Annotated in this window: 15 protein-coding genes; 9 read left to right on the top strand and 6 right to left on the bottom strand. The window is 72.5% G+C overall.

The window, feature by feature from the left end; all coding sequences use genetic code 11:
* Positions 1–24: 24 nt before the first annotated feature.
* Both ACN269_RS22690 and ACN269_RS22695 read left to right on the top strand, forming a co-directional pair.
* On the top strand, positions 25–567 hold the full coding sequence (locus tag ACN269_RS22690) for a TetR/AcrR family transcriptional regulator (protein ID WP_421474305.1): 543 nt from the start codon (positions 25–27) through the stop codon (positions 565–567).
* A 90-nt stretch (positions 568–657) separates the two neighbouring features.
* Positions 658–1,689 carry a medium chain dehydrogenase/reductase family protein gene (locus tag ACN269_RS22695; protein WP_421474306.1) on the top strand — a complete coding sequence of 344 codons (1,032 nt, stop codon included), beginning with the start codon at positions 658–660 and terminating at the stop codon, positions 1,687–1,689.
* A gap of 7 nt (positions 1,690–1,696) precedes the next feature.
* Here ACN269_RS22695 and ACN269_RS22700 read toward each other — a convergent pair whose 3' ends face one another.
* Positions 1,697–2,428 (bottom strand): RNA polymerase sigma factor SigF, encoded by a 732-nt coding sequence (locus tag ACN269_RS22700; protein WP_421476498.1) that lies wholly within the window; start codon positions 2,426–2,428, stop codon positions 1,697–1,699.
* A 338-nt stretch (positions 2,429–2,766) separates the two neighbouring features.
* Here ACN269_RS22700 and ACN269_RS22705 point away from each other — a divergent pair, with 338 nt between their 5' ends.
* Entirely contained in the window at positions 2,767–3,834 is a 1,068-nt protein-coding gene (locus ACN269_RS22705; RefSeq protein ID WP_421474307.1) for a DUF2855 family protein, read from the top strand.
* A 15-nt stretch (positions 3,835–3,849) separates the two neighbouring features.
* Here the strand turns inward: ACN269_RS22705 and ACN269_RS22710 are convergent, their stop codons facing one another.
* Positions 3,850–4,650, bottom strand: a complete 801-nt coding sequence (locus ACN269_RS22710; protein WP_421474309.1) for an SDR family NAD(P)-dependent oxidoreductase — start codon at positions 4,648–4,650, stop codon at positions 3,850–3,852.
* A 212-nt stretch (positions 4,651–4,862) separates the two neighbouring features.
* On the opposite strand from ACN269_RS22710, the gene ACN269_RS22715 reads away from it, so the two are divergent.
* Genes ACN269_RS22715 through ACN269_RS22725 form a run of 3 tightly spaced genes read left to right on the top strand, consistent with a single transcriptional unit; the run spans position 4,863 to position 8,003 of the window.
* Positions 4,863–6,695: a sigma-70 family RNA polymerase sigma factor gene (locus tag ACN269_RS22715; protein WP_421474310.1), complete on the top strand. Its 1,833-nt coding sequence runs from the start codon at positions 4,863–4,865 to the stop codon at positions 6,693–6,695.
* Positions 6,695–7,321, top strand: a complete 627-nt coding sequence (locus ACN269_RS22720) for a DUF305 domain-containing protein (RefSeq protein WP_421474311.1) — start codon at positions 6,695–6,697, stop codon at positions 7,319–7,321. Before ACN269_RS22715 ends, ACN269_RS22720 begins: the two co-directional genes overlap by 1 nt.
* Positions 7,308–8,003 (top strand): hypothetical protein, encoded by a 696-nt coding sequence (locus ACN269_RS22725; protein WP_421474312.1) that lies wholly within the window; start codon positions 7,308–7,310, stop codon positions 8,001–8,003. Before ACN269_RS22720 ends, ACN269_RS22725 begins: the two co-directional genes overlap by 14 nt.
* 8 nt (positions 8,004–8,011) lie before the next feature.
* Here the strand turns inward: ACN269_RS22725 and ACN269_RS22730 are convergent, their stop codons facing one another.
* A complete protein-coding gene (locus ACN269_RS22730; RefSeq protein ID WP_421474313.1) occupies positions 8,012–8,569 on the bottom strand; it encodes a GNAT family N-acetyltransferase in 558 nt (185 codons plus the stop codon).
* 105 nt (positions 8,570–8,674) lie between these two features.
* Between ACN269_RS22730 and ACN269_RS22735 the strand changes: the two genes are divergently transcribed.
* The 3 genes from ACN269_RS22735 to ACN269_RS22745 are packed head-to-tail and all read left to right on the top strand — an operon-like array spanning position 8,675 to position 12,131.
* Positions 8,675–9,385 (top strand): siderophore-interacting protein, encoded by a 711-nt coding sequence (locus ACN269_RS22735; protein WP_421474314.1) that lies wholly within the window; start codon positions 8,675–8,677, stop codon positions 9,383–9,385.
* The gene (locus tag ACN269_RS22740) at positions 9,382–10,638 is read left to right on the top strand and encodes an MFS transporter (protein ID WP_421474315.1); all 1,257 of its coding nucleotides are present in this window, start codon (positions 9,382–9,384) and stop codon (positions 10,636–10,638) included. Before ACN269_RS22735 ends, ACN269_RS22740 begins: the two co-directional genes overlap by 4 nt.
* Positions 10,635–12,131, top strand: coding sequence for an MFS transporter (locus tag ACN269_RS22745; RefSeq protein WP_421474316.1), 1,497 nt, complete (start codon positions 10,635–10,637; stop codon positions 12,129–12,131). The genes ACN269_RS22740 and ACN269_RS22745 overlap by 4 nt, the downstream gene beginning before the upstream one ends.
* Here the strand turns inward: ACN269_RS22745 and ACN269_RS22750 are convergent.
* The 3 genes from ACN269_RS22750 to ACN269_RS22760 are packed head-to-tail and all read right to left on the bottom strand — an operon-like array spanning position 12,128 to position 17,768.
* A complete protein-coding gene (locus ACN269_RS22750) occupies positions 12,128–14,995 on the bottom strand; it encodes an FAD-binding and (Fe-S)-binding domain-containing protein (RefSeq protein ID WP_421474317.1) in 2,868 nt (955 codons plus the stop codon). The two genes, ACN269_RS22745 and ACN269_RS22750, sit on opposite strands and share 4 nt — an antisense overlap.
* A gap of 26 nt (positions 14,996–15,021) precedes the next feature.
* Positions 15,022–16,197 carry an anhydro-N-acetylmuramic acid kinase gene (locus tag ACN269_RS22755; RefSeq protein WP_421474318.1) on the bottom strand — a complete coding sequence of 392 codons (1,176 nt, stop codon included), beginning with the start codon at positions 16,195–16,197 and terminating at the stop codon, positions 15,022–15,024.
* Positions 16,198–16,208: 11 nt separating this feature from the next.
* Positions 16,209–17,768, bottom strand: a complete 1,560-nt coding sequence (locus ACN269_RS22760; protein WP_421474319.1) for a sodium:solute symporter — start codon at positions 17,766–17,768, stop codon at positions 16,209–16,211.
* Positions 17,769–17,918: the final 150 nt, after the last annotated feature.

Genomic DNA, 17,918 nt, shown 5'->3' on the forward strand with positions numbered 1-17,918 from the left:
GTTTGTGAGTGCACACTTACAAACATGCGATCCACCGCCGAGGCCCGTCGGGCCGTCGTTCTGAACGCCGCCGTGTCGGCCTTCGCGCGTACCGGCTTCCACGCCACGCCGGTCACCGCGGTCGCGGCCGCCGCCGGCATCTCCGAGGCGTACGTCTTCCGGCTGTTCTCCGGGAAGCTCGGGTTGTTCGTGGCGGCGACCGAGGCGTGTTTCGAGCGGATCGTCGCGGCGCTGGAGATGGGCGCGGAGCGCGCCGGGGACGCCGGTCCCGACGAGATCCTGGACGCGATGGGTGACGCCTACGCCGACCTGATCGCCGACCGTGATCTGCTGCTGCTCCAGGTGCAGGCGCAGGCCGTCACGGACGTGCCCGAGATCGCCGAGGCGGTGCGGGCCGGCTACCGGCGCGTCGCCACCTTCGTCCAGAGCCGGTCCGGTGCCGACGATGCCCAGGTGCAGCAGTTCTTCGCGTACGGCCAGCTCTGTCATTTGATCGTGACGGCCGGCTTGGAGCAGGTGCCCGAGCCGTGGGCTCGGGCGCTGACCGCCGGCTTCCGGCATCCCTGATTCCCTCGTCCCACCACGGGCCGCTGCGGCGGCCCACTTTTTCCACCTCACATATGAGTGAGTGCACACTCACAAACAAGGAGAGAAGCGATGACCAGCAGTGACATGATCACCGAAGTGGTGCTGCCCGGCGTGGTCGAGCCGGACGGGCTCCAGGTCGAACGACGCCCCATGCCCGTTCCGTCCGCCGGGCGGGCGCTCGTCGAGGTCGAGGCCACCGGCATCTCGTACGCCGAGCAGAGCATGCGCCGGAACCTCTACCCGGGCCAGCCGGCGTTCCCGTTCGTGCCCGGCTACGACCTGGTCGGCACCGTCCGCGCGGTGGGACCGGGAGGGGACGGCTCGCTGGTCGGTACCCGGGTCGCGGCGGTCACCAAGACCGGCGCCTGGACCACGCACGCCGTCGTGGACGTCGACGACCTCACGCCCGTACCGCCCGGCCTGGACCCGGCCGCGGTCGAAACCGTCGTGGTGAACGGGGTCACCGCCTGGCAGCTGCTGGACCGGGCCCGGTTGCGGGCCGGGCAGACGATCCTCGTGCACGGCGCGAACGGCGGTGTGGGGACGGTCCTCGTCCAACTCGGCCGCCACCTCGGGCTGCGGGTCATCGGCACCGCCGCCCCGCGACACCACGAGGCGCTGCGGGCGCTCGGCGTCGAACCGCTCGACTACCGCGCCCCGGACCTGGCCGCGCGGGTCCGGGAGCTGTCCCCCGACGGTGTCGACGCCGTCTTCGACCCGGTTGCCGGACCGGGCGTACGCACCTCGTACCGGCTGCTCGCTCCCGCTGGCACGCTCGTCGTCTACGGCACCGCGTCCGCCACGGGCACCGCACGGTCGATCGCCTGGGTCTTCGTGAAGCTGCTGGCCCGCCTCTACACGTGGAACGCCCTGCCGAACGGCCACCGGGTCGGCTTCTACAACTTCTGGGCCGGCAGCCGTACGCGCGGCGCGGCGTTCCGGCGGCGGCTGCGTACCGACCTCGGCATCGTGCTCGACCTGCTCCGGCAGGGCGTGCTCGTGCCGCAGATCGCCGCTCGCTATCCCCTGACCGAGGTCTCCGCCGCGCTGGCCTTCGCCGAGGCCCGCACCCGGCCCGGCAAGGTGGTGCTGGAGCCCTGACCCGGCCTCAGCCGACGTCCGGGGAGAGGTGCTGGCGCAGGGTGGCCAGCGACCGCGCGAGCAGCCGGGAGACGTGCATCTGGGAGACGCCGATCCGCTCGGCGATCTGGGCCTGGGTCAGGTTGCCGTGGAACCGCAGGCTGAGGATCCGGCGTTCACGGTCGGGCAGCGTGGCGAGCGCCGGGCCGAGGGCGACGCGGAGGTCGACGAGGTCCAGCTCGTGGTCGTCCACCCCGAGGGTGTCGCCGAGTTCCAGGGTTCCGTCGGCGCCCACGGGCGTGGACAGGGAGGTCGTCCGGTACGCCCGGGCGCCCTCCAGCCCTTCCAGCACGGCCTCCTCGGAGACGTCGAGGTAGGCGGCGATGTCGGCGACCGTCGGCGAGCGGCCCAGGGAGTGGGTCAGCGTGCTGTTGGCCGCGCTGATCGACAGCCGGAGTTCCTGGAGGCGGCGAGGCACCCGTACGGCCCAGGTGCGGTCCCGGAAGTACCGCTTGATCTCGCCGGCGATGGTCGGGATGGCGTACCCGCTGAAGTCGACGCCGCGGTCGGCGTCGAAGTGGTCGACGGCCTTGACGAGACCGACCATGGCGGTCTGCGTCAGGTCCTCGTCGGGCACGCCGCGCCCGGAGTAGCGACGGGCCAGGTGGCGGGCGAGCGGCATCCATGCCTCGATGGCGCGGTCCCGCAGGGCCGGTCGGCGCGGGTCGTCGGCCGGAGTGGTGACCAGTTCAACGATGATCTCGTCCGTGCGCCGATGGTCCTGAACAGTGTCGGTCGTGGTGGCCACGGGACGGTCCTCTCCTGCGTGCCCGTCTACGAGGCCGACCGGAGAGAGATCCGAACCGGCTGCCGCCGGAGCGCATGGACGGACCGGATGCGCTGTCGAAGGGGGTCACAACCCGGGCCTCGCCACCGCGTCATGTCGTTCGTGTGCCAGCCACGACGCTACCCGAAAGTTTGAGTAATTACTAGCCGAAAGTATGAGTGGCCGAAGGTGGGGCGACGATCCGACGCCGAGTGGGATTTTGCACTCCGAGTGCACTTGTCTCCGGGTCGAGGGCTGTCTAGCGTCACACCATGGCTGACTCGTGGACCTTCGCCGTGGCCCGTGACGACCTCGGGCGCACCACCCTCGCCGACGGCGACGTGCCCGCCCTGCCCGACGGCGCGGCGCTGCTGCGCGTCGACCGCGTGGGCCTCACCGCCAACAACGTGACCTACGCCGTGCTGGGTGAGGCGATGCGCTACTGGGAGTTCTTCCCGCCCGGCCCGCGCGGGCTCGATCCACAGTGGGGGCTCGTGCCGCTGTGGGGGTTCGCCGAGGTGGTCGCGTCGACGGTCGCCGACGTCGAGGTGAGCCAACGGGTCTACGGCTATCTACCGTCCGCCGGCCACCTGGTGGTCCGGCCGGACCGGGTGGACGCGTCCGGGTTCCGCGACGCGAGTCCGCACCGCGCCGGTCTGCCCTCGCCGTACAACGCGTACCGGGCGACCGACGGCGACCCGGCCTACCGGGCCGAGCAGGAGGATCTGCTGATCCTGTTCCGGCCGCTCTTCTTCACCTCGTTCATGCTGGCCGACCAGGTCGTCGACAACGACTCCTACGGCGCACGGGCGCTCGTGCTGTCGTCGGCGTCGAGCAAGACGGCGTACGCCGCCGCGTGCGAACTGCACGGCCGCGGCACCCGCCTGATCGGGCTCACCTCACCGGGCAACCTCGCGTTCACCCGGTCACTGGGCTGCTACGACGACGTCCTGCCGTACGACGCGGTCGACACCCTCGACGCGGTCGACACCGTGTACCTCGACCTGTCCGGCGCGCCCGCGACCCGGGCCGCGCTCCGCGAACACCTCGGCGACCGGCTCGTCCGCGACATCGCCGTCGGGCTCACCACCCAGACGCCCAACGCCGAGGCCGCCGGGGAGGTCTTCTTCGCGCCCGTACAGATGCGCAAGCGCAGCCAGGACTGGGGGCGCGACGGGCTCGACGCGCGGTTCACCGACGCCTGGCAGCGGTTCGTCCCGAAGGCGAGCGGATGGCTCGACGTGCGGGTCGGTCACGGTCCGGAGGCGCTGCGGGACGCCTGGCTCGACGTCCTCGCCGGCCGTACGCCCGCACGGATGGGCCACGTCCTCCAGTTCTGAGGGGCCCGGCCGCCGTTACGGCACGATGGCGTCGACGTAGCCGCCGTCGACCCGGACCGCCGCGCCCGTCGTCGCCGAGGCGAGCGGAGAGGCGAGGTACGTGACCATGTTGGCGATCTCCTCGGGCTCGATGAGCCGCTGGAGCAGCGACTGTGGCCGGTGCAGCCGCATGAACTCCCGCTGGGCCTCCTCCCAGGGGAGGCTGTCGCCCACGAGTTCGGCCACGAGGTCCTCCACGCCGCCGGTGTGGGTCGGCCCGGCGAGCACCGAGTTGACGGTCACGCCGGTGCCGGCCGCGGCCTTCGCGAACCCGCGCGAGACGCCGAGCAGGGCGGTCTTCGAGACGCCGTAGTGGATCATTTCGGCGGGGATGACGACGGCCGAGTCACTGGCGATGTACTGCACCCGACCCCAACCCCGGTCCATCATCGCCGGCAGGTAGGCGCGGGTCAGCCGGACGCCGGCCAGCACGTTCACCTCGAAGTACCGACGCCACTCGTCGTCCGAGATCTCCAGCGGCTCGGTGGGCCCGAAGACGCCGAGGTTGTTGACCAGGATGTCGACGCTGGGCAGCAGGTCGAGCGTGCGCGCCGCGCCCTCGTCGGTCGACACGTCCGCGTCCACCTCGACGACCTGCGCGCCGGGGACCTCGTCGCGCAGCGCCTTCGCCGCGCGCTCCACGCTGGCGGCGGTCCGGCCGTTCACGGCCACCCGCGCCCCCGCCCGGGCGAGCCCGACCGTGATGGCCGCGCCGATGCCCTGGGTGGAGCCGGTGACCAGCGCGGTCCTACCGGTGAGGTCGATCTGAAGCGTCATGTTCCGTCCCCATCCTCCGCTTGCCGCAGCCTCGACCGTAACGGTGTCTGCCGGACCCGGCAGGGTGAGTCGGGCAGATCACGCCCGACGGCCGCGGCCGGTGTCCGGTCCGAGCAGAAAACCGTAATCTGACCTGCCACCGCTCGTCTCCGATCAGGAGCGGTCAGCGCGCACCGGCGCTGTTCTCGTCGAGCGCACAAGGAGTGAGACCCATGTCGTCAGCCGGTCGGGCAGTTGCCGATCCCGGGTTGGTCGTCGCGGCGCGACAGGGCGACCGGCGCGCTCTCGACGACCTGGTGGCGGCCTCGCTTCCGCTGGTCTACAACATCGTCGGGCGTGCGCTGCGCGGCCACGCCGACGTCGACGACGTGGTCCAGGAGACTCTGGTACGGGTGATCCGGCACCTGCCGAGCCTCAACGACCCGACGGCGTACCGGTCCTGGCTGGTGGCGATCACCATCCGGCAGGTACGCGACTGGGACCAGCGGCGACGGGTGGCCCTCAACCGGGATGCCGGGCTGGACGCGATCCACAACGTGCCCGACCCCGCCTCCGACTTCGCCGGGATGACCATCCTCCGGCTCGGCCTCACCGACCAGCGACGTGAGGTCGCCGAGGCCACCAGGTGGCTCGACCCGGACGACCAGGAACTGCTCTCGCTGTGGTGGTTGGAGGAGACCGGCGAGCTGACCCGTACCGAGATCGCCGAGGCGGCGAATCTGTCGCCGGGGCACGTCGCGGTCCGCATCCACCGGATGAAGGAGCAGATCCAGAGCGCCCGAGGGGTCGTCCGCGCGCTGCACGAACGACCCGGGTGCCCGGACCTGCACGCCCTGACCGCCGAGTGGGACGGCAACCCCAGCCCGCTGTGGCGCAAGCGGTTGGCCCGACACGTCCGCGACTGCGCGTTCTGCGGACGCCTGGGCGCAGCCTTCCTGCCGATCGATCGGCTGCTCGCGGGGATGTCGCTGTTGCCGGTGCCGGCCGGCATCAGCGCCCAACTCCCCCAGGCGACCGCGCCCATGGTCGTCGCACCGGCCGTCGGGCCGTCGGCGAGCGTCACCGGCCTGGCGGCGCACGCGCCCGGTGGACTGCTGCCGTCCCTCGCCGCTTCGGTGGCGGCGGCGGTCGCCGCGATCACCGCGGTGGTGGTGCTCCTGCCGGCTGATCCGGCCGCCGCGCCACAGGCCGCGCCCTCCTGGGCCGCAGCGCCGCCCGCCTCGCCCACCGTCGTCGCCTCCCCGAGCAGGGCGCCGTCACCGAGCGTGCGCCCCTCGCCCTCGAAGGCGCCGGTGGTGCCGGCGGTCAGCTCCGCGCGCAAGGGCGTCGGGGTGTGGAACTTCGCGGGCGCGAGTCAGGCGCTGGCCAACTCGAAGGCCGGTTGGTACTACACCTGGGGCACCCAGCACTCCGGCATCACCACCCCCAAGGGGGCGACGTTCGTCCCCATGATCCGTAGCGCGGAGAACGTCAACGCCGGCGAGCTGGCCCGGGCCCGGGCCGCCGGGCCCTACCTGCTCGGCTTCAACGAGCCGGACCTGCCCGAGCAGGCCAACATGACAGTCGAGCAGGCACTGGACCTGTGGCCGCAACTGATGGCGACGGGCAGCAAACTGAGCAGCCCGGCGGTCGCCTTCGGTGGCGCGGATCCGCAGGGTTGGCTGGGCAGGTTCATGGCCGGCGCCGAGGCCCGGGGTCATCGCGTCGACTTCATCGCCCTGCACTGGTACGGCGGGGACTTCACCACGGCCGCGGCGGTGGACCAGCTCCGGCAGTACCTGCAAGCCGTCTACCAGCGCTACAAGAAGCCGATCTGGCTGACCGAGTTCGCGCTGATCCGCTACGACGGCGGGCGTCAGACCTTCCCCAGCCAGGAGCAGCAGGCCGCCTTCCTCACCGCGGCCACCAGCATGCTCGGCCAACTCTCCTACGTGCAGCGGTACGCCTGGTTCGGCCTGCCCGCGACCGACAAGGACAAGTCCGGGCTGTTCAGCGACGGCAACAAGGCGACGGCGATCGGCCGCGCGTTCCAGGCCGCGCGCTGATGGTCACCCGCAAGGCTCCCGCCTGGCGGATCGCCGGCGTCGCCGTCACCCTGGCCGCGACGACGCTGGCGGTCGGTCTGACCCGGAACGCGGGCCGCACCGATCAATCCACCGCGCCCGCGTCACCGGCTCCCGCGCCGGCCGCGTCGGTGCTGCTCAACGGCACCGACGACGCCTTCATCCAACTGCTCCTCCCGATGGACGAGGGTGCCCTCGCCCTGATCGACCACCTCGACACCCGTCCGTCGGCCACCGACCCCGCGCTACGCGCCGTCCTCGGTGACATCCGCACGGCGCACCGGGCCGAGGCGTCGGAGCTGCGGCGACTACTGGCCGCCGGCAACGTCCCGGAGCAGAACATCCACGAGGGTCACCAGATGCCCGGCATGGTGACCGACGACCGCCTCGCGGAGCTGCGCGCCGCCCCCGACGCCGAGGTGCCGTCCCGGGCCGTGGGTCTGCTCCGGGCGCACCTGGAGCAGACGGTCGTGCTGTGTCGGGGCGAGCAGAACGCCGGGGGTAGCCCGGAGGTGCGGGCGCTCGCCGGCCGGATCCAGGCGACGCGGGCCGCCGAGCTGAGCGCCCTGGCGGGTCGCCCCGGCGCGACCGACGATGCGGACCACTGACCGGTACGACACCGTGGGCGGTCCGGCGCGGGTGTCGCGGGCGGCCCATCGTGCCGTGACGACCGGGTACCCGGGCAGCGTCCGACGAGGTCGTACCGGTGCGGCGGTGCCGCCCCGTCGGGGTGCGGCGACCACACGGACGGCGGGCTGGCGCGGTGGGCACCGCCGTGCCGCCGGCCACGCCACCCTGGTCGGAGCGAGCGGGCTGGTGGGCCTCGGGTGGCTGCTCGCGGTCCTCGCCGCGCCGCACGTCACCCTCTCTCCGGGCGGGCGGATGCTCGCCCTCTTCTGCCACCTGACCTGCCTGGTGGTGGGCTTCGGCGCGGTGCTGACGGTGGACTGGTTCAGCCTGCGCTGGTTGTTGCGCCGCGAACCGCTCGACGCCGTGCTGAACGCGGCACGGGCAGCTCACCCGCTCATCTGGCTGGGTCTGGTCGGTCTCGTCGTCAGCGGCGTCGCGTTGGGGCCGGACACGTCCTCGGCGCTGGTGTGGGTCAAGCTCGTCGCGGTGCTCGTGGTCGGCGTCAACGGTCTCTTCCTCGGCCGGCTGCGGGATCGACTCGTCGCGGTCCAGGGCGACCCGCACTGGACCGCTCTGCTGCCCGGCGTCGCCGCCGCCCTCACCTCCCAGCTCGGCTGGTGGGCCGCGACGCTGATCGGCTTCTTCAGCGCGAATCGCTGATCCGGTGGTCAGGCGGCCGGGTGGTCGGCCGCGAAGCGGGACCGGGTGAGGAACGCGAGCTGGGCGCGCTTGTCCGGCATGTCGATCTCGGCGTCGAAGGTGAACCCCTCCATCTCCAGGCGGCGCAGTGCGAGGTGGTTGCGGACGTCCGGCTCGACGACGATCCGCTGCGCGGCCGGGTCGCGGAACAGGAACCGGGCCAGGGCCGGGCCGACCGCGTCGGTGAGGCCACGGGCGAGGTGCCGTGGCGGGTTGAGCAGCAAATGCATCCCGACGTCCCCGGGCTGTACGGCGTACCGCTCGCCGACCGGGTCCGCCTCGGGCTGGTAGGTCTGGAACAGGCCGACCGGCTCCCCGTCGACGTGGATCAGGTACGCGTGGTGCGTGGGCAGGCCGTCGACGAAGGTGTAGATCTCGTGGACCTCGTCGAGGGTGTGCGCCCCCATTCCCCAGAAGGAGTTCCGGGGCAGCGTGACCCAGCGGTGCAGGAGCGCCGCGTCCCGGTCGGGCACCACAGGTGTCAGCGTGAACTCGCCGAGGTCGACGATCTTCTCCTGGTATGTCATGTCGTGGTCCTTTGCTGAGGGAGTCGAGAGAGGGGCACGCGTTCCGTCTGCGGCGAAGGTAGGTTAGCCTGCCCTAACGAAGGCTGGCCTTACCTGGAGGGGTGCGTGAAACGGAACTGGGAAGCCCTGGTCCTCAAGGCCATGGGAGGCCGGGACTTTCAGTTGACGGTGCGGGCCACCGAGTCGGTGGACGGGCACTACCAGCGGCTGCTTTTGGACGACGGCGGCCTCCTGGCGGAGTGCGGCGTCCACCCCACGATGTGGGTCCGACTCTGGTTCGACAACGACGGGCGGGCGCACCAGCGGGCGTACACACTCGTCGACCCCGACCCGGCCACCGGCCGCTTCAGTCTCGAATTCGCCATCCACGACGGCTGCGCCGCCCGCTGGGCTACCTCGGCGCAGGTGGGCGACACCATCGTCGCCACCGTGCAGGGCAGCGCCTTCGCGCTGCCCGAGCCCGCGCCGGAGCACCTCTACCTCGTCGGCGACGCGGCCTCCCTGCCGGCCGTCAACAGCCTGCTCGACGCCGGCGCCGACATCCCGGCGACGATCTGGCTCGAGTACGCCCACGAGGGCGAGAAGGCCCTCGCGCCGCGCGCCCGCGCACACCACGACGTCACCTGGGTGCCCCGGGACGCCGACGGCCAGCACCTCGTCGACACTCTCCGCGCCGACCTGCCGGCGAACGACGCGGCCCACTACTGGGTCGCCTGCGAGGCGGCCACCACCCGGGGCATCACCCGGCACATCCGCCGGACGTTGGGCGTGGACAAGAACCGGCTGACCTCACTCGGCTACTGGAAAGCCCCGTGAGAGGCCGGCTCGGCACCCTCACCGCGCTGTACGTCACCCAGTACCTCGGCATCGGCTTCATCACCGTCGGCCTGACCGCCATCCTGCGCGACGGCGGCACCTCGCTGGACACCCTCGCGCTGCTCCAGGTCGTCGGCGTGATCTGGCCCGTCAAGTTCCTCTGGGCGCCGATCCTCGACCGGTACGGCTCCCGTCGCCGTGGCCACTACCGGTCCTGGCTGCTCGTCCTCCAGAGCGCCCTGGTGCTGGCCCTGCTCGCGCTCCTGCCGTTCCCCCGTCCGGCCGACGCGCTCGGGCCGGTCATCGCCATCTGCGCCGCGTACGTCTTCTTCTCCGCCACGCAGGACATCGCCGTGGACGCCGTGGCCGTGCGGATGCTCCACGAGGCGGACCGGGGGACCGGCAACGGCATCCAGGTGGCGGCGAGCTACCTCGGCAACCTGCTCGGCGGCGGCGCCTGCGTCCTGGTCTACGACCTCCTCGGCTGGGTGCCGGCGGTCGGCCTGCTGGCCGCGCTGACCGCGGTCGGGCTGCTGGTGGTGTGGCGGTTCTCCGAGCCCGCCCGTACCGACCGGGTCGAGCGCGTCGGTACCGCCTACCGGGCGCTGCTGTCGGTGTTCGGCCAGCCCGGCTGCCGGCGGTGGACCTTCGGCGTCGTGCCGCTGGTCTACGTCGGCGCGGGCATGGCGTACGCGCTGGTGACGCCCGCCCTGGTGGACGCGGAATGGTCGCTGGGCCGGATCGGCGTGGTGACCGGTGTGGTGACCAGCGCGCCGGCCATCGTGGCCGGGCTGGTCGCCGGGGTCGGCGTCGGGCGGTACGGCCGCGGCGCGATGCTGGTGGTCGGCGGCGTGGCCCTCGTGGTGTCCACGACGATGCTGCTGCCGTTGCTGAACGGCCGCGCCCCACTGGGCGGCACCGTCACCGCGCTCTGCTGCTTCATGGTGGCCTACACGATCGCCAACGTCGTGCTCTACACGGTGAACATGGACTACTCGCGACCGGGAACCGGTGGCACGGACTTCACCGTCCTGTCGTCGTTCGGCCTGGTGTGCTCGTTCGTGGCCTCCTCGGTGGGCCTGGCGGCGGCGGACCGGGTCGGTTACCCGCCGGTGGCGGTCGCCGCCGTCGTGCTGGTCGCCGCCGGGGTCGCCCTCGGTCTGGCGCACCAGCGTCGGTTCCCCCGCACGCCCCACACCGCCTCCGGGTCGACGACCGGGCAGCGTTCGACCGGCGTACGGGCGGCGGTGTGACGCTCACCCAGCCGGTCGCCGTCCCGGCGGCGACGGTCCGGCCACCACACCGTTGGCTCGTGCTGGCCGTGCTGTGCACCGCCCAGTTCGTCGTGGTGCTGGACAACACGGTGCTGACCGTGGCGGTGCCGGTGCTCACCACCGAGCTGGGCGCGAGCACCGCCGACGCGCAGTGGATGATCAACGCGTACGCCCTGGCGCTGTCCGGACTGCTGCTCACGGCGGGTGCCGCCGCCGACCGGTACGGCCGTCGTCGGATGCTGCTCGCCGGGCTCGTCCTGTTCGGACTCGGCTCGCTGGCGGCGGGCCTCGCGAGCAGCAGCGGTCAGTTGATCGCCGCACGGGCGGGGATGGGCATCGGTGGCGCGCTGCTGGTCACGTCGACGCTCGCGGTGGCGATGCAGGTCTTCGACGGTCCGGAACGCTCCCGGGCCATCGGCATCTGGGCCGCCACCAGCGCGTTCGGCTTCGCGGTCGGCCCGCCGATCGGCGGCACCATCCTGGCCCACCTGCCGTGGGGCGCCATCTTCCTGCTGAACGTGCCGATCGTGCTGGTCTGCCTGCTCGTCGGGCGGGCACTCGTGCCGGAGTCCCGCAGCACGATCGGCGGCCGACTCGACGGGTGGGGAGCGACCCTCTCCACCGCCGGGCTGAGCGCGGTCGTCTTCGCGATCATCGCCGGGCCGGAGCGGGGCTGGACCTCGACCGAGGTGATCGGCACGGCCGGTGTCGGCGTACTCCTGCTCGGGTTGTTCGTCCGCTGGGAGCGGCGGATCGCCCACCCCATGCTGGACATGCACTTCTTCCGGAACCGGCGGTTCGTCGGCGCGGTCTCCGGGGTCGTCCTGGTCACCTTCGGGGCGACCGGCGCGCTGTTCCTGCTGACCCAGCACCTCCAGTTCGTCCGTGGCTATCCGGCCTGGGAGGCGGGCCTGCGCATGGCCCCCTTCGCCCTGTCCATCGTGCTGCTCAACGTCAGTGGGGTGGCGGCCGTCGTGATCCGCCGCCTCGGGCTGGCCGCCGCCATCGCCGTCGGCATGAGCCTGCTCGCGGCCGGCCTCGCGGTGGTGACCCTGCTGTCCGACGGCGGGTACGGGGTGCTGCTCGGTGGCCTGCTCGTCATGGGCGTCGGTTGCGCCCTGGCCAACCCGGCGATCGTGGAGGCGGTGATGAGCGCGATCCCGGCCGACAAGGCCGGTGCCGGTGCCGGAGTGGACGGGACCATGACCGAGGTCGGCAGCAGCCTCGGCATCGCCGTACTCGGTGCCGTCCTGAACGCCCGGTTCGCGGCGCTGCTGCCCGCCGCGCTGGCCGGCGCGGACTCGTTCCCGGCGGCGCTCGCGGCTGCGCGGGAGGGACCGCAGCGGGCGGCCGTGACCAGCGCCTTCGCCTCCGCGCTGGAGACCGGGCAACTGGTCGGCGCCGCCGCCGTCCTGGCCGGTGGCCTGCTCGCCGCCGCGCTGCTGCGCCGCGCGGACGCGGAGCGCTCCTAGGCCGGCGGCTCGACGGCCTCGGCGAGCACCTCCAGCACGTGTCGGTACGGCTGCCCGGTGGCCCGGCTCATGCCCATCTCGCAGGTGCGGTTGCAGGAGGCGTACGCGTCGTGCGGGCGCTGGTTCACCTCGGCGGCCTGGGCGGCGGTCGCACCGGCGGTGACCTCGGGGTGCAGCAGCCCCCGGTCGCCCGCGAAGGCGCAGCACCCCCAACTGTCCGGCACGGTCACCGTGTCGGCGACCGCCCGGGCCACCGTGTGCAGGTCGTCGACGCCGTCGAGGTGCACGGTCGAGCAGGTGGGGTGCAGCGCGAGCGACCCGAGTCGCCGGGGCTCGGGCAGCGTCGGCAGCAGGTGCTGCGCGGTGAAGGTGACGCTGTCGACGAAGCGCAGCCCGGCGTACTTCGCCTGGTCCTCGACGGCGAGCGCGGCGGTCAACTGCGCGAGGCCGTGGGTGCAGGACGACGCGTCGCACACGACGGGCAGTCGGCCCTGGTCGCTGGCGGCCCAGAGCACGGCCAGGGTGCGCTCGGCCATCTCGCGGTGCCCGGCCGGGTAGCCCTTGGACTGCCAGGGCGTTCCGCAGCACAGCCCCGCCGTGCCGGCGGGTACGACCACCGGCACCCCGGCCAGCTCGCACAGCCGCAGGAACGCCGCCGCCGACCCGCCGGACGGGCCGTCCTGGGCCGCGAAGACGCTGCCGATGCAAGCCGCGAAGAACACCGCCTGGGCGTCCGGCGTGCTGCGCGGCGCGGGACGGGGAGCGCCGGCCCGCGGGACGTCGTCGCTCCACTGTGGTACGAGTTCGGTGCCGCCGAGGGACCGGAGCACCCCGGTGGCGGCGCGGACCACCGGCGTCGGGGTGACGTGGGCGGTGTTCAGTCCGACCCGGACGCCGGTCACGGCGGCCTTCCAGTGCCGGGCGACACCGGCGGCCGTTCGCTGGGCGCGCGGGCTGTGCCGCTCGGCGCGCAGCCGCTTCATCGCCGCCCCGGTGTCGATGCCGACCGGGCAGGCGGTGACGCAGAGGCTGTCGGCGGCACAGCTGTCCACCGCCGCGTACGCGTAGTCGTCGGTCAACTCGCGGCGGCGCTCCTCGTCACCGGCGGCGGTGGCGAGGGCGATCTGCCGTTGCAGCACGATGCGCTGCCGGGGCGTGGTGGTGACGTCGGCGGTGGGGCAGACCGGCTCGCAGTAGCCGCACTCCACGCAGGCGTCCAGCTCCTCGTCGACCGTCGGCACGGCCTTGAGCTGCCGCAGGTGCACGCTCGGGTCGTCGTTGAGCAGCACGCCCGGGTTGAGCAGGCCGCTCGGGTCGCACAGCCGCTTCAGCTCGCGCATCACGTCGTACAGCTCGTCGCCGTACTGCCGGCGGACGAAGGGCGCCATGGCCCGGCCGGTGCCGTGCTCGGCCTTGAGGGTGCCGCCCTCGGCGAGCACGAGGTCGACCATGGCGTCGGTGAACCGCGCGTAGCGGTCGACCTCGGCCGGCGTGTCGAACGACTGGGTCAGCATGAAGTGCAGGTTGCCGTCGCGGGCGTGCCCGAAGATCACCGCGTCGGCGTAGCCGTGCCGCTCGAACAGGTCGATCAGCCCGTCGCAGGTGCCGGTCAGCCGGTCCATCGGCACCGCGATGTCCTCCAGCAGGGCCGTGGTGCCGGGCGGGCGGGCCCCGGCCACCGCCGTGTAGAGGCCCTTGCGCAGGTGCCAGAGCTTGGCCCGCTCGCGCGGGTCACGGGTCAGCTCGGTGCCGGTGACGGCGGGCAGCCGGTCGAGCACACCCCGGGCGTCGGCGAGCGTCGCGGCCAGGTGCTCCGCGCTGTCCTCGGCGAACTCGACGAGCAGCGCCGCGTGGCCGGTCACGGTCAGCCCGCGCAGGGCCGCGCTCGCGCCCGGGTCACGCTGGCTGACCCGCAGCGCGGCGGCATCCAGCAGTTCGGCGGTACGCGCGCCGGCGGCGAGCAGGGCGGGCAGCGCGTCGGTGGCGTCGGTGAGACCCGGCAGGATGAGCAGCCCGGTGGCGGCATGCGGGCGGATCTCGACGGTACGGAAGACCGCCTCGGCCACGAAGCCGAGCGTGCCCTCGCTGCCGATCATGAGGTGGGCGAGCATGTCGACCGGGCTGCTGTGGTCGAGCAGCGAGTTCAGCCCGTACCCCATGGTGTTCTTCATGGCGAACAGCCGCTCGATGGTGGCCCGCGAGCCGGGGTCGGACCGCACCCGGTCGCGCAGCCGCAGCAGCCCGGCGTGCAGCTCGGGTTCGGCGGCCCGCAGCCGCTCGTCGGCGTCGCGGGCGGCGGAGTCGACGACCGTGCCGGACGGCAGCACGAAACGCAGCGACTCCATCGTGCGGTACGCGTTGTCGGTGGTGCCGCAGGTCATCCCGCTGGAGTTGTTGGCCACCATGCCGCCCACCGTGCAGGCGGCCTCGCTGGCCGGGTCCGGGCCGAGCCGACGGCCGTAGCGGGCCAGCCGGGCGTTGGCCTGCCGGATCGTCAGCCCGGGTTGGAGCCGGATGCGCCGCCCGTCGTCGAGCACCTCCGCGTCGCGCCAGTCGGTGCGCACGTCGATTAGGACGCCCGCGCCGCCGGCCTGCCCGGCGAGGCTGGTGCCGCCGCCGCGCAGGGTCAGCGGCACCCCGGCCTCCCGGGCGCCGGCCATCAGCGCGCCCACCTCGGCCGCCGAGGCGGCGCGGACCACCGCCTGCGGCTCGAACAGGTACGGCGAGGCGTCGTGCGCCGCCGCGAGCCGCCGGGGCAGCTCGGCGCTGGCCCGGCTCGGGTCGTCGAGGCGGGAGCGCAGCAGGTCGGCGACCTCGCGGGCCCGGACGCCGGCGGCGGTCGGCGCGGGTACGACGGTGCTCATGGGCGGATCCTCCCGTGCGGGGGCGGTCAGTCGGACGCGACGATCAGCAAGCGGGTCGGGGCGGTGCCAGCCGGCGCGGGCAGCCGCAGTGGCTCGCGGCCGGGGGTGATGCTGCCGAGTACCGAGGCGTGTCGCGCTCCGGTGCCCGAGGGCAGGGTGCCCGGCAGCCCGTGCACGGTCAGGTAGCCCAGCAGCGCGAACGCCAGCGCCTCCTTGGCGTCCGACGGGACACCCACCTCGTCGCTGGACGTCAGGTCGACGTCCGGCAGCTCGTCGACGAGCATGCCCATCAGCGTCGGGTTGTGCGCCCCGCCGCCGGAGACCACGAGCCGGGTGACGCCGTGCGCGCGGCAGGCGTCGGCCACCGTGACCGCCGTCAGCCGGGTGAGCGTGGCCAGCACGTCCCGCGAATCCGGGGTGGGCACGTCGGCCAGGGCGGCGAGCAGGTACGGCAGGTGGAACAGCTCCTTGCCGGTGCTCTTGGGGCCGGGCAGCCGGTAGTACGGCTCGTCGAGCAGCCGCCGCAGCAGCGCCGGGCTCTCCTGCCCGGCGGCTGCCCCGCGCCCGTCCCGGTCGTACTCCTCGGCACCACCGGTGAAGTGACGTACGGCGGCGTCGAGGAGCGCGTTGGCCGGTCCGGTGTCGAACGCGAGCGGGTCGGCGTCCGGCCCGACGACGGTGATGTTGGCGATCCCGCCCAGGTTGAGGGCGGCCGGGACGCCCGGCAGACCGCGCAGGAGCAGCGTGTCGAAGAGGGCGACCAGGGGTGCGCCCTGGCCACCGGCGGCGACGTCGCGGGTGCGCAGGTCGGCCACGACCGGAAGACCGGTGGCCTCGGCGATCCAGGCCGGCTGCCCCAGTTGCAGGGTGCCCCGGACGGTGCCGCCCTCGACCCAGTGGTGCATGGTCTGGCCGTGCGAGACGACCAGGTCGGCCCGACCGTCGCACAGGTCGGCGAGGGCCCGCGTGCCGGCCTCGGCGAACGCCTGGCCGATGCCGGTGTCCAGCACGCAGATCGCCTCGGTGCTGGTCGGCGCGGGTGGCAGGGCAGCGGCGATCCGAGCCCGCAGCTCGTCCGGGTACGGGTGGCCGAGCCGGCCCAGCGGGCGCATCCGCAGGGTGTCGCCGTCCAGCTCGAACTCGGCCGCGGCGGCTTCGATGCCGTCGTACGAGGTGCCGGACATCAGGCCGATCACGCGCATGGCGGTCTCCTTCATGCCCGGCCCACGGGTGCCGCCGTCGTCTCGTCGTCATCGTCGACGCGGCGGTGGTCGTACGGCGTCGGGGCCGGGTGGAACCAGCTCGACACCGCGCCGACGGCCAGGGTGATCAGGACGCCGATCGGCACCAGCCACTGGGCGGCGATGGCGGTCGCGGTGGTGGTGCCGGCCGTCGTCACATCGATCTTGACGTAGCGGACGATGTAGGTCATCACCGCGACGGTGACGAGGAAGGCGATCACCGCGTCGACCTGGTTGGCCCGCTTCACGAGGCGGCCGAGCAGGAACGCGCCGAGCAGCGCCCCGTAGGTGTAGCCGGCGATGGTCAGACCGGTCAGGTAGACGTTTCCGGTGCTGGAGCTGAACGCGCAGGCGAAGATCGCCATCAGCACCGCCCAGACCAGGGTCATCACCCGGGCCAGCCGGAGCATGGTGTCGTCCGACGGGACCTTCTTGAAGAAGCTGTGGATGAAGTCGGCGACGGTGGAGTTCGACATCGAGTTCAGCGCCGACGACAGCGACCCCATCGCCGCGCCGAGGATGCCGGCGACCAGCAGGCCCGAGATGCCCACCGGCAGGGCGTGCAGGATGAAGTTCGGGTACAGGTTGTCGGTGCTGTTCAGGCCCAGCTCCTTGAAGGTCTGGCCCTTGTTGTACGACCACAGCAGCGCGCCGACCAGCGAGAACGCCGCGAACTGGATGACCACGAAGATGCCCGAGGAGACCATCGCCAACTGGCCCTCGCGCAGCGTGCGGGTCGACAGGATGCGCTGGACGATGAGCTGGTCCGACCCGTGGCTGGCCATCGCGAAGATCGCGCCACCGATGATCGCGGTCGGCAGGGCGAACGGGCTGGTGAGCACGTGCGCGAGGTCGAAGTTGGTGTCGAAGAGCTGGAACTTGCCGGCGTCCAGCGCCTGCGAGTAGCCGTCGAACCCGATGGCGTGGCTGAGCACCGCGATGGCCAGGATCGCCCCGCCCAGGTAGAGGCCCATCTGGATGGCGTCGGTCCAGATGACGGCCTTGATGCCACCGAGGTAGGTGTAGACCACCGTGATCAGCGTCAGCACGATGATGATCGCCTGGTAGCCGACGTTCAGCCCGAACTCGTCGAGGAGCAGCTTGATCGGGATCGCCGAGGCGAACAGTCGTACGCCCTCGGCGAGCAGGCGGGTGAAGACGAAGGTGACCGACGCCAGACCCTGGAGTTTCAGGCCGAACCGCTCACCGAGGTACTGGTAGGCGCTGACGAAGCCACCCCGCTTGTAGAGCGGGATGAGCACCGCGGCCACGATCACGCGGCCGATCACGTAGCCGAGCGCCAGTTCGACGTTGCCGAAACCCTGACTGCTGTACGCGCCGCCGGGCACGCTGATCACGGTCAGGACGCTGGTCTCGGTGGCGACCACGGAGAACGAGACGGTCCACCAGGGCAGCTTTCCCTCGCCCACGAAGTAGTCCTTGGACGACTTCTGTTTACCGGACAGGCGTAGTCCGACAGCGGCGATCACCACGAGGTACAGCACGATCACGACAAGGTCGAGTTGACGCACGGTTCACTCCCAACCAGCGGGGTTGTCAATAAGTGACGTTGGCCCACACTATCGCGAAACTTTTTGCCAGTGCCCGTCCGGTCTGGTTACGCTGTGGTCTCAGCTTGCCGATACGGGGCGGACGCGAGGCCCAAACGGTGCGTTGCCGGC

This window comes from Micromonospora sp. WMMD736, assembly GCF_049179015.1.
Lineage (GTDB): Bacteria > Actinomycetota > Actinomycetes > Mycobacteriales > Micromonosporaceae > Micromonospora.

Coding starts and splice junctions, on each gene's coding strand:
- ACN269_RS22710 (WP_421474309.1), bottom strand. CDS start 4,650: ATGACGCTTCAGATCGACCTCACCGGTAGGACCGCGCTGGTCACCGGC.
- ACN269_RS22695 (WP_421474306.1), top strand. CDS start 658: ATGACCAGCAGTGACATGATCACCGAAGTGGTGCTGCCCGGCGTGGTC.
- ACN269_RS22750 (WP_421474317.1), bottom strand. CDS start 14,995: ATGAGCACCGTCGTACCCGCGCCGACCGCCGCCGGCGTCCGGGCCCGC.
- ACN269_RS22705 (WP_421474307.1), top strand. CDS start 2,767: ATGGCTGACTCGTGGACCTTCGCCGTGGCCCGTGACGACCTCGGGCGC.
- ACN269_RS22690 (WP_421474305.1), top strand. CDS start 25: ATGCGATCCACCGCCGAGGCCCGTCGGGCCGTCGTTCTGAACGCCGCC.
- ACN269_RS22720 (WP_421474311.1), top strand. CDS start 6,695: ATGGTCACCCGCAAGGCTCCCGCCTGGCGGATCGCCGGCGTCGCCGTC.
- ACN269_RS22725 (WP_421474312.1), top strand. CDS start 7,308: ATGCGGACCACTGACCGGTACGACACCGTGGGCGGTCCGGCGCGGGTG.
- ACN269_RS22715 (WP_421474310.1), top strand. CDS start 4,863: ATGTCGTCAGCCGGTCGGGCAGTTGCCGATCCCGGGTTGGTCGTCGCG.
- ACN269_RS22730 (WP_421474313.1), bottom strand. CDS start 8,569: ATGACATACCAGGAGAAGATCGTCGACCTCGGCGAGTTCACGCTGACA.
- ACN269_RS22755 (WP_421474318.1), bottom strand. CDS start 16,197: ATGCGCGTGATCGGCCTGATGTCCGGCACCTCGTACGACGGCATCGAA.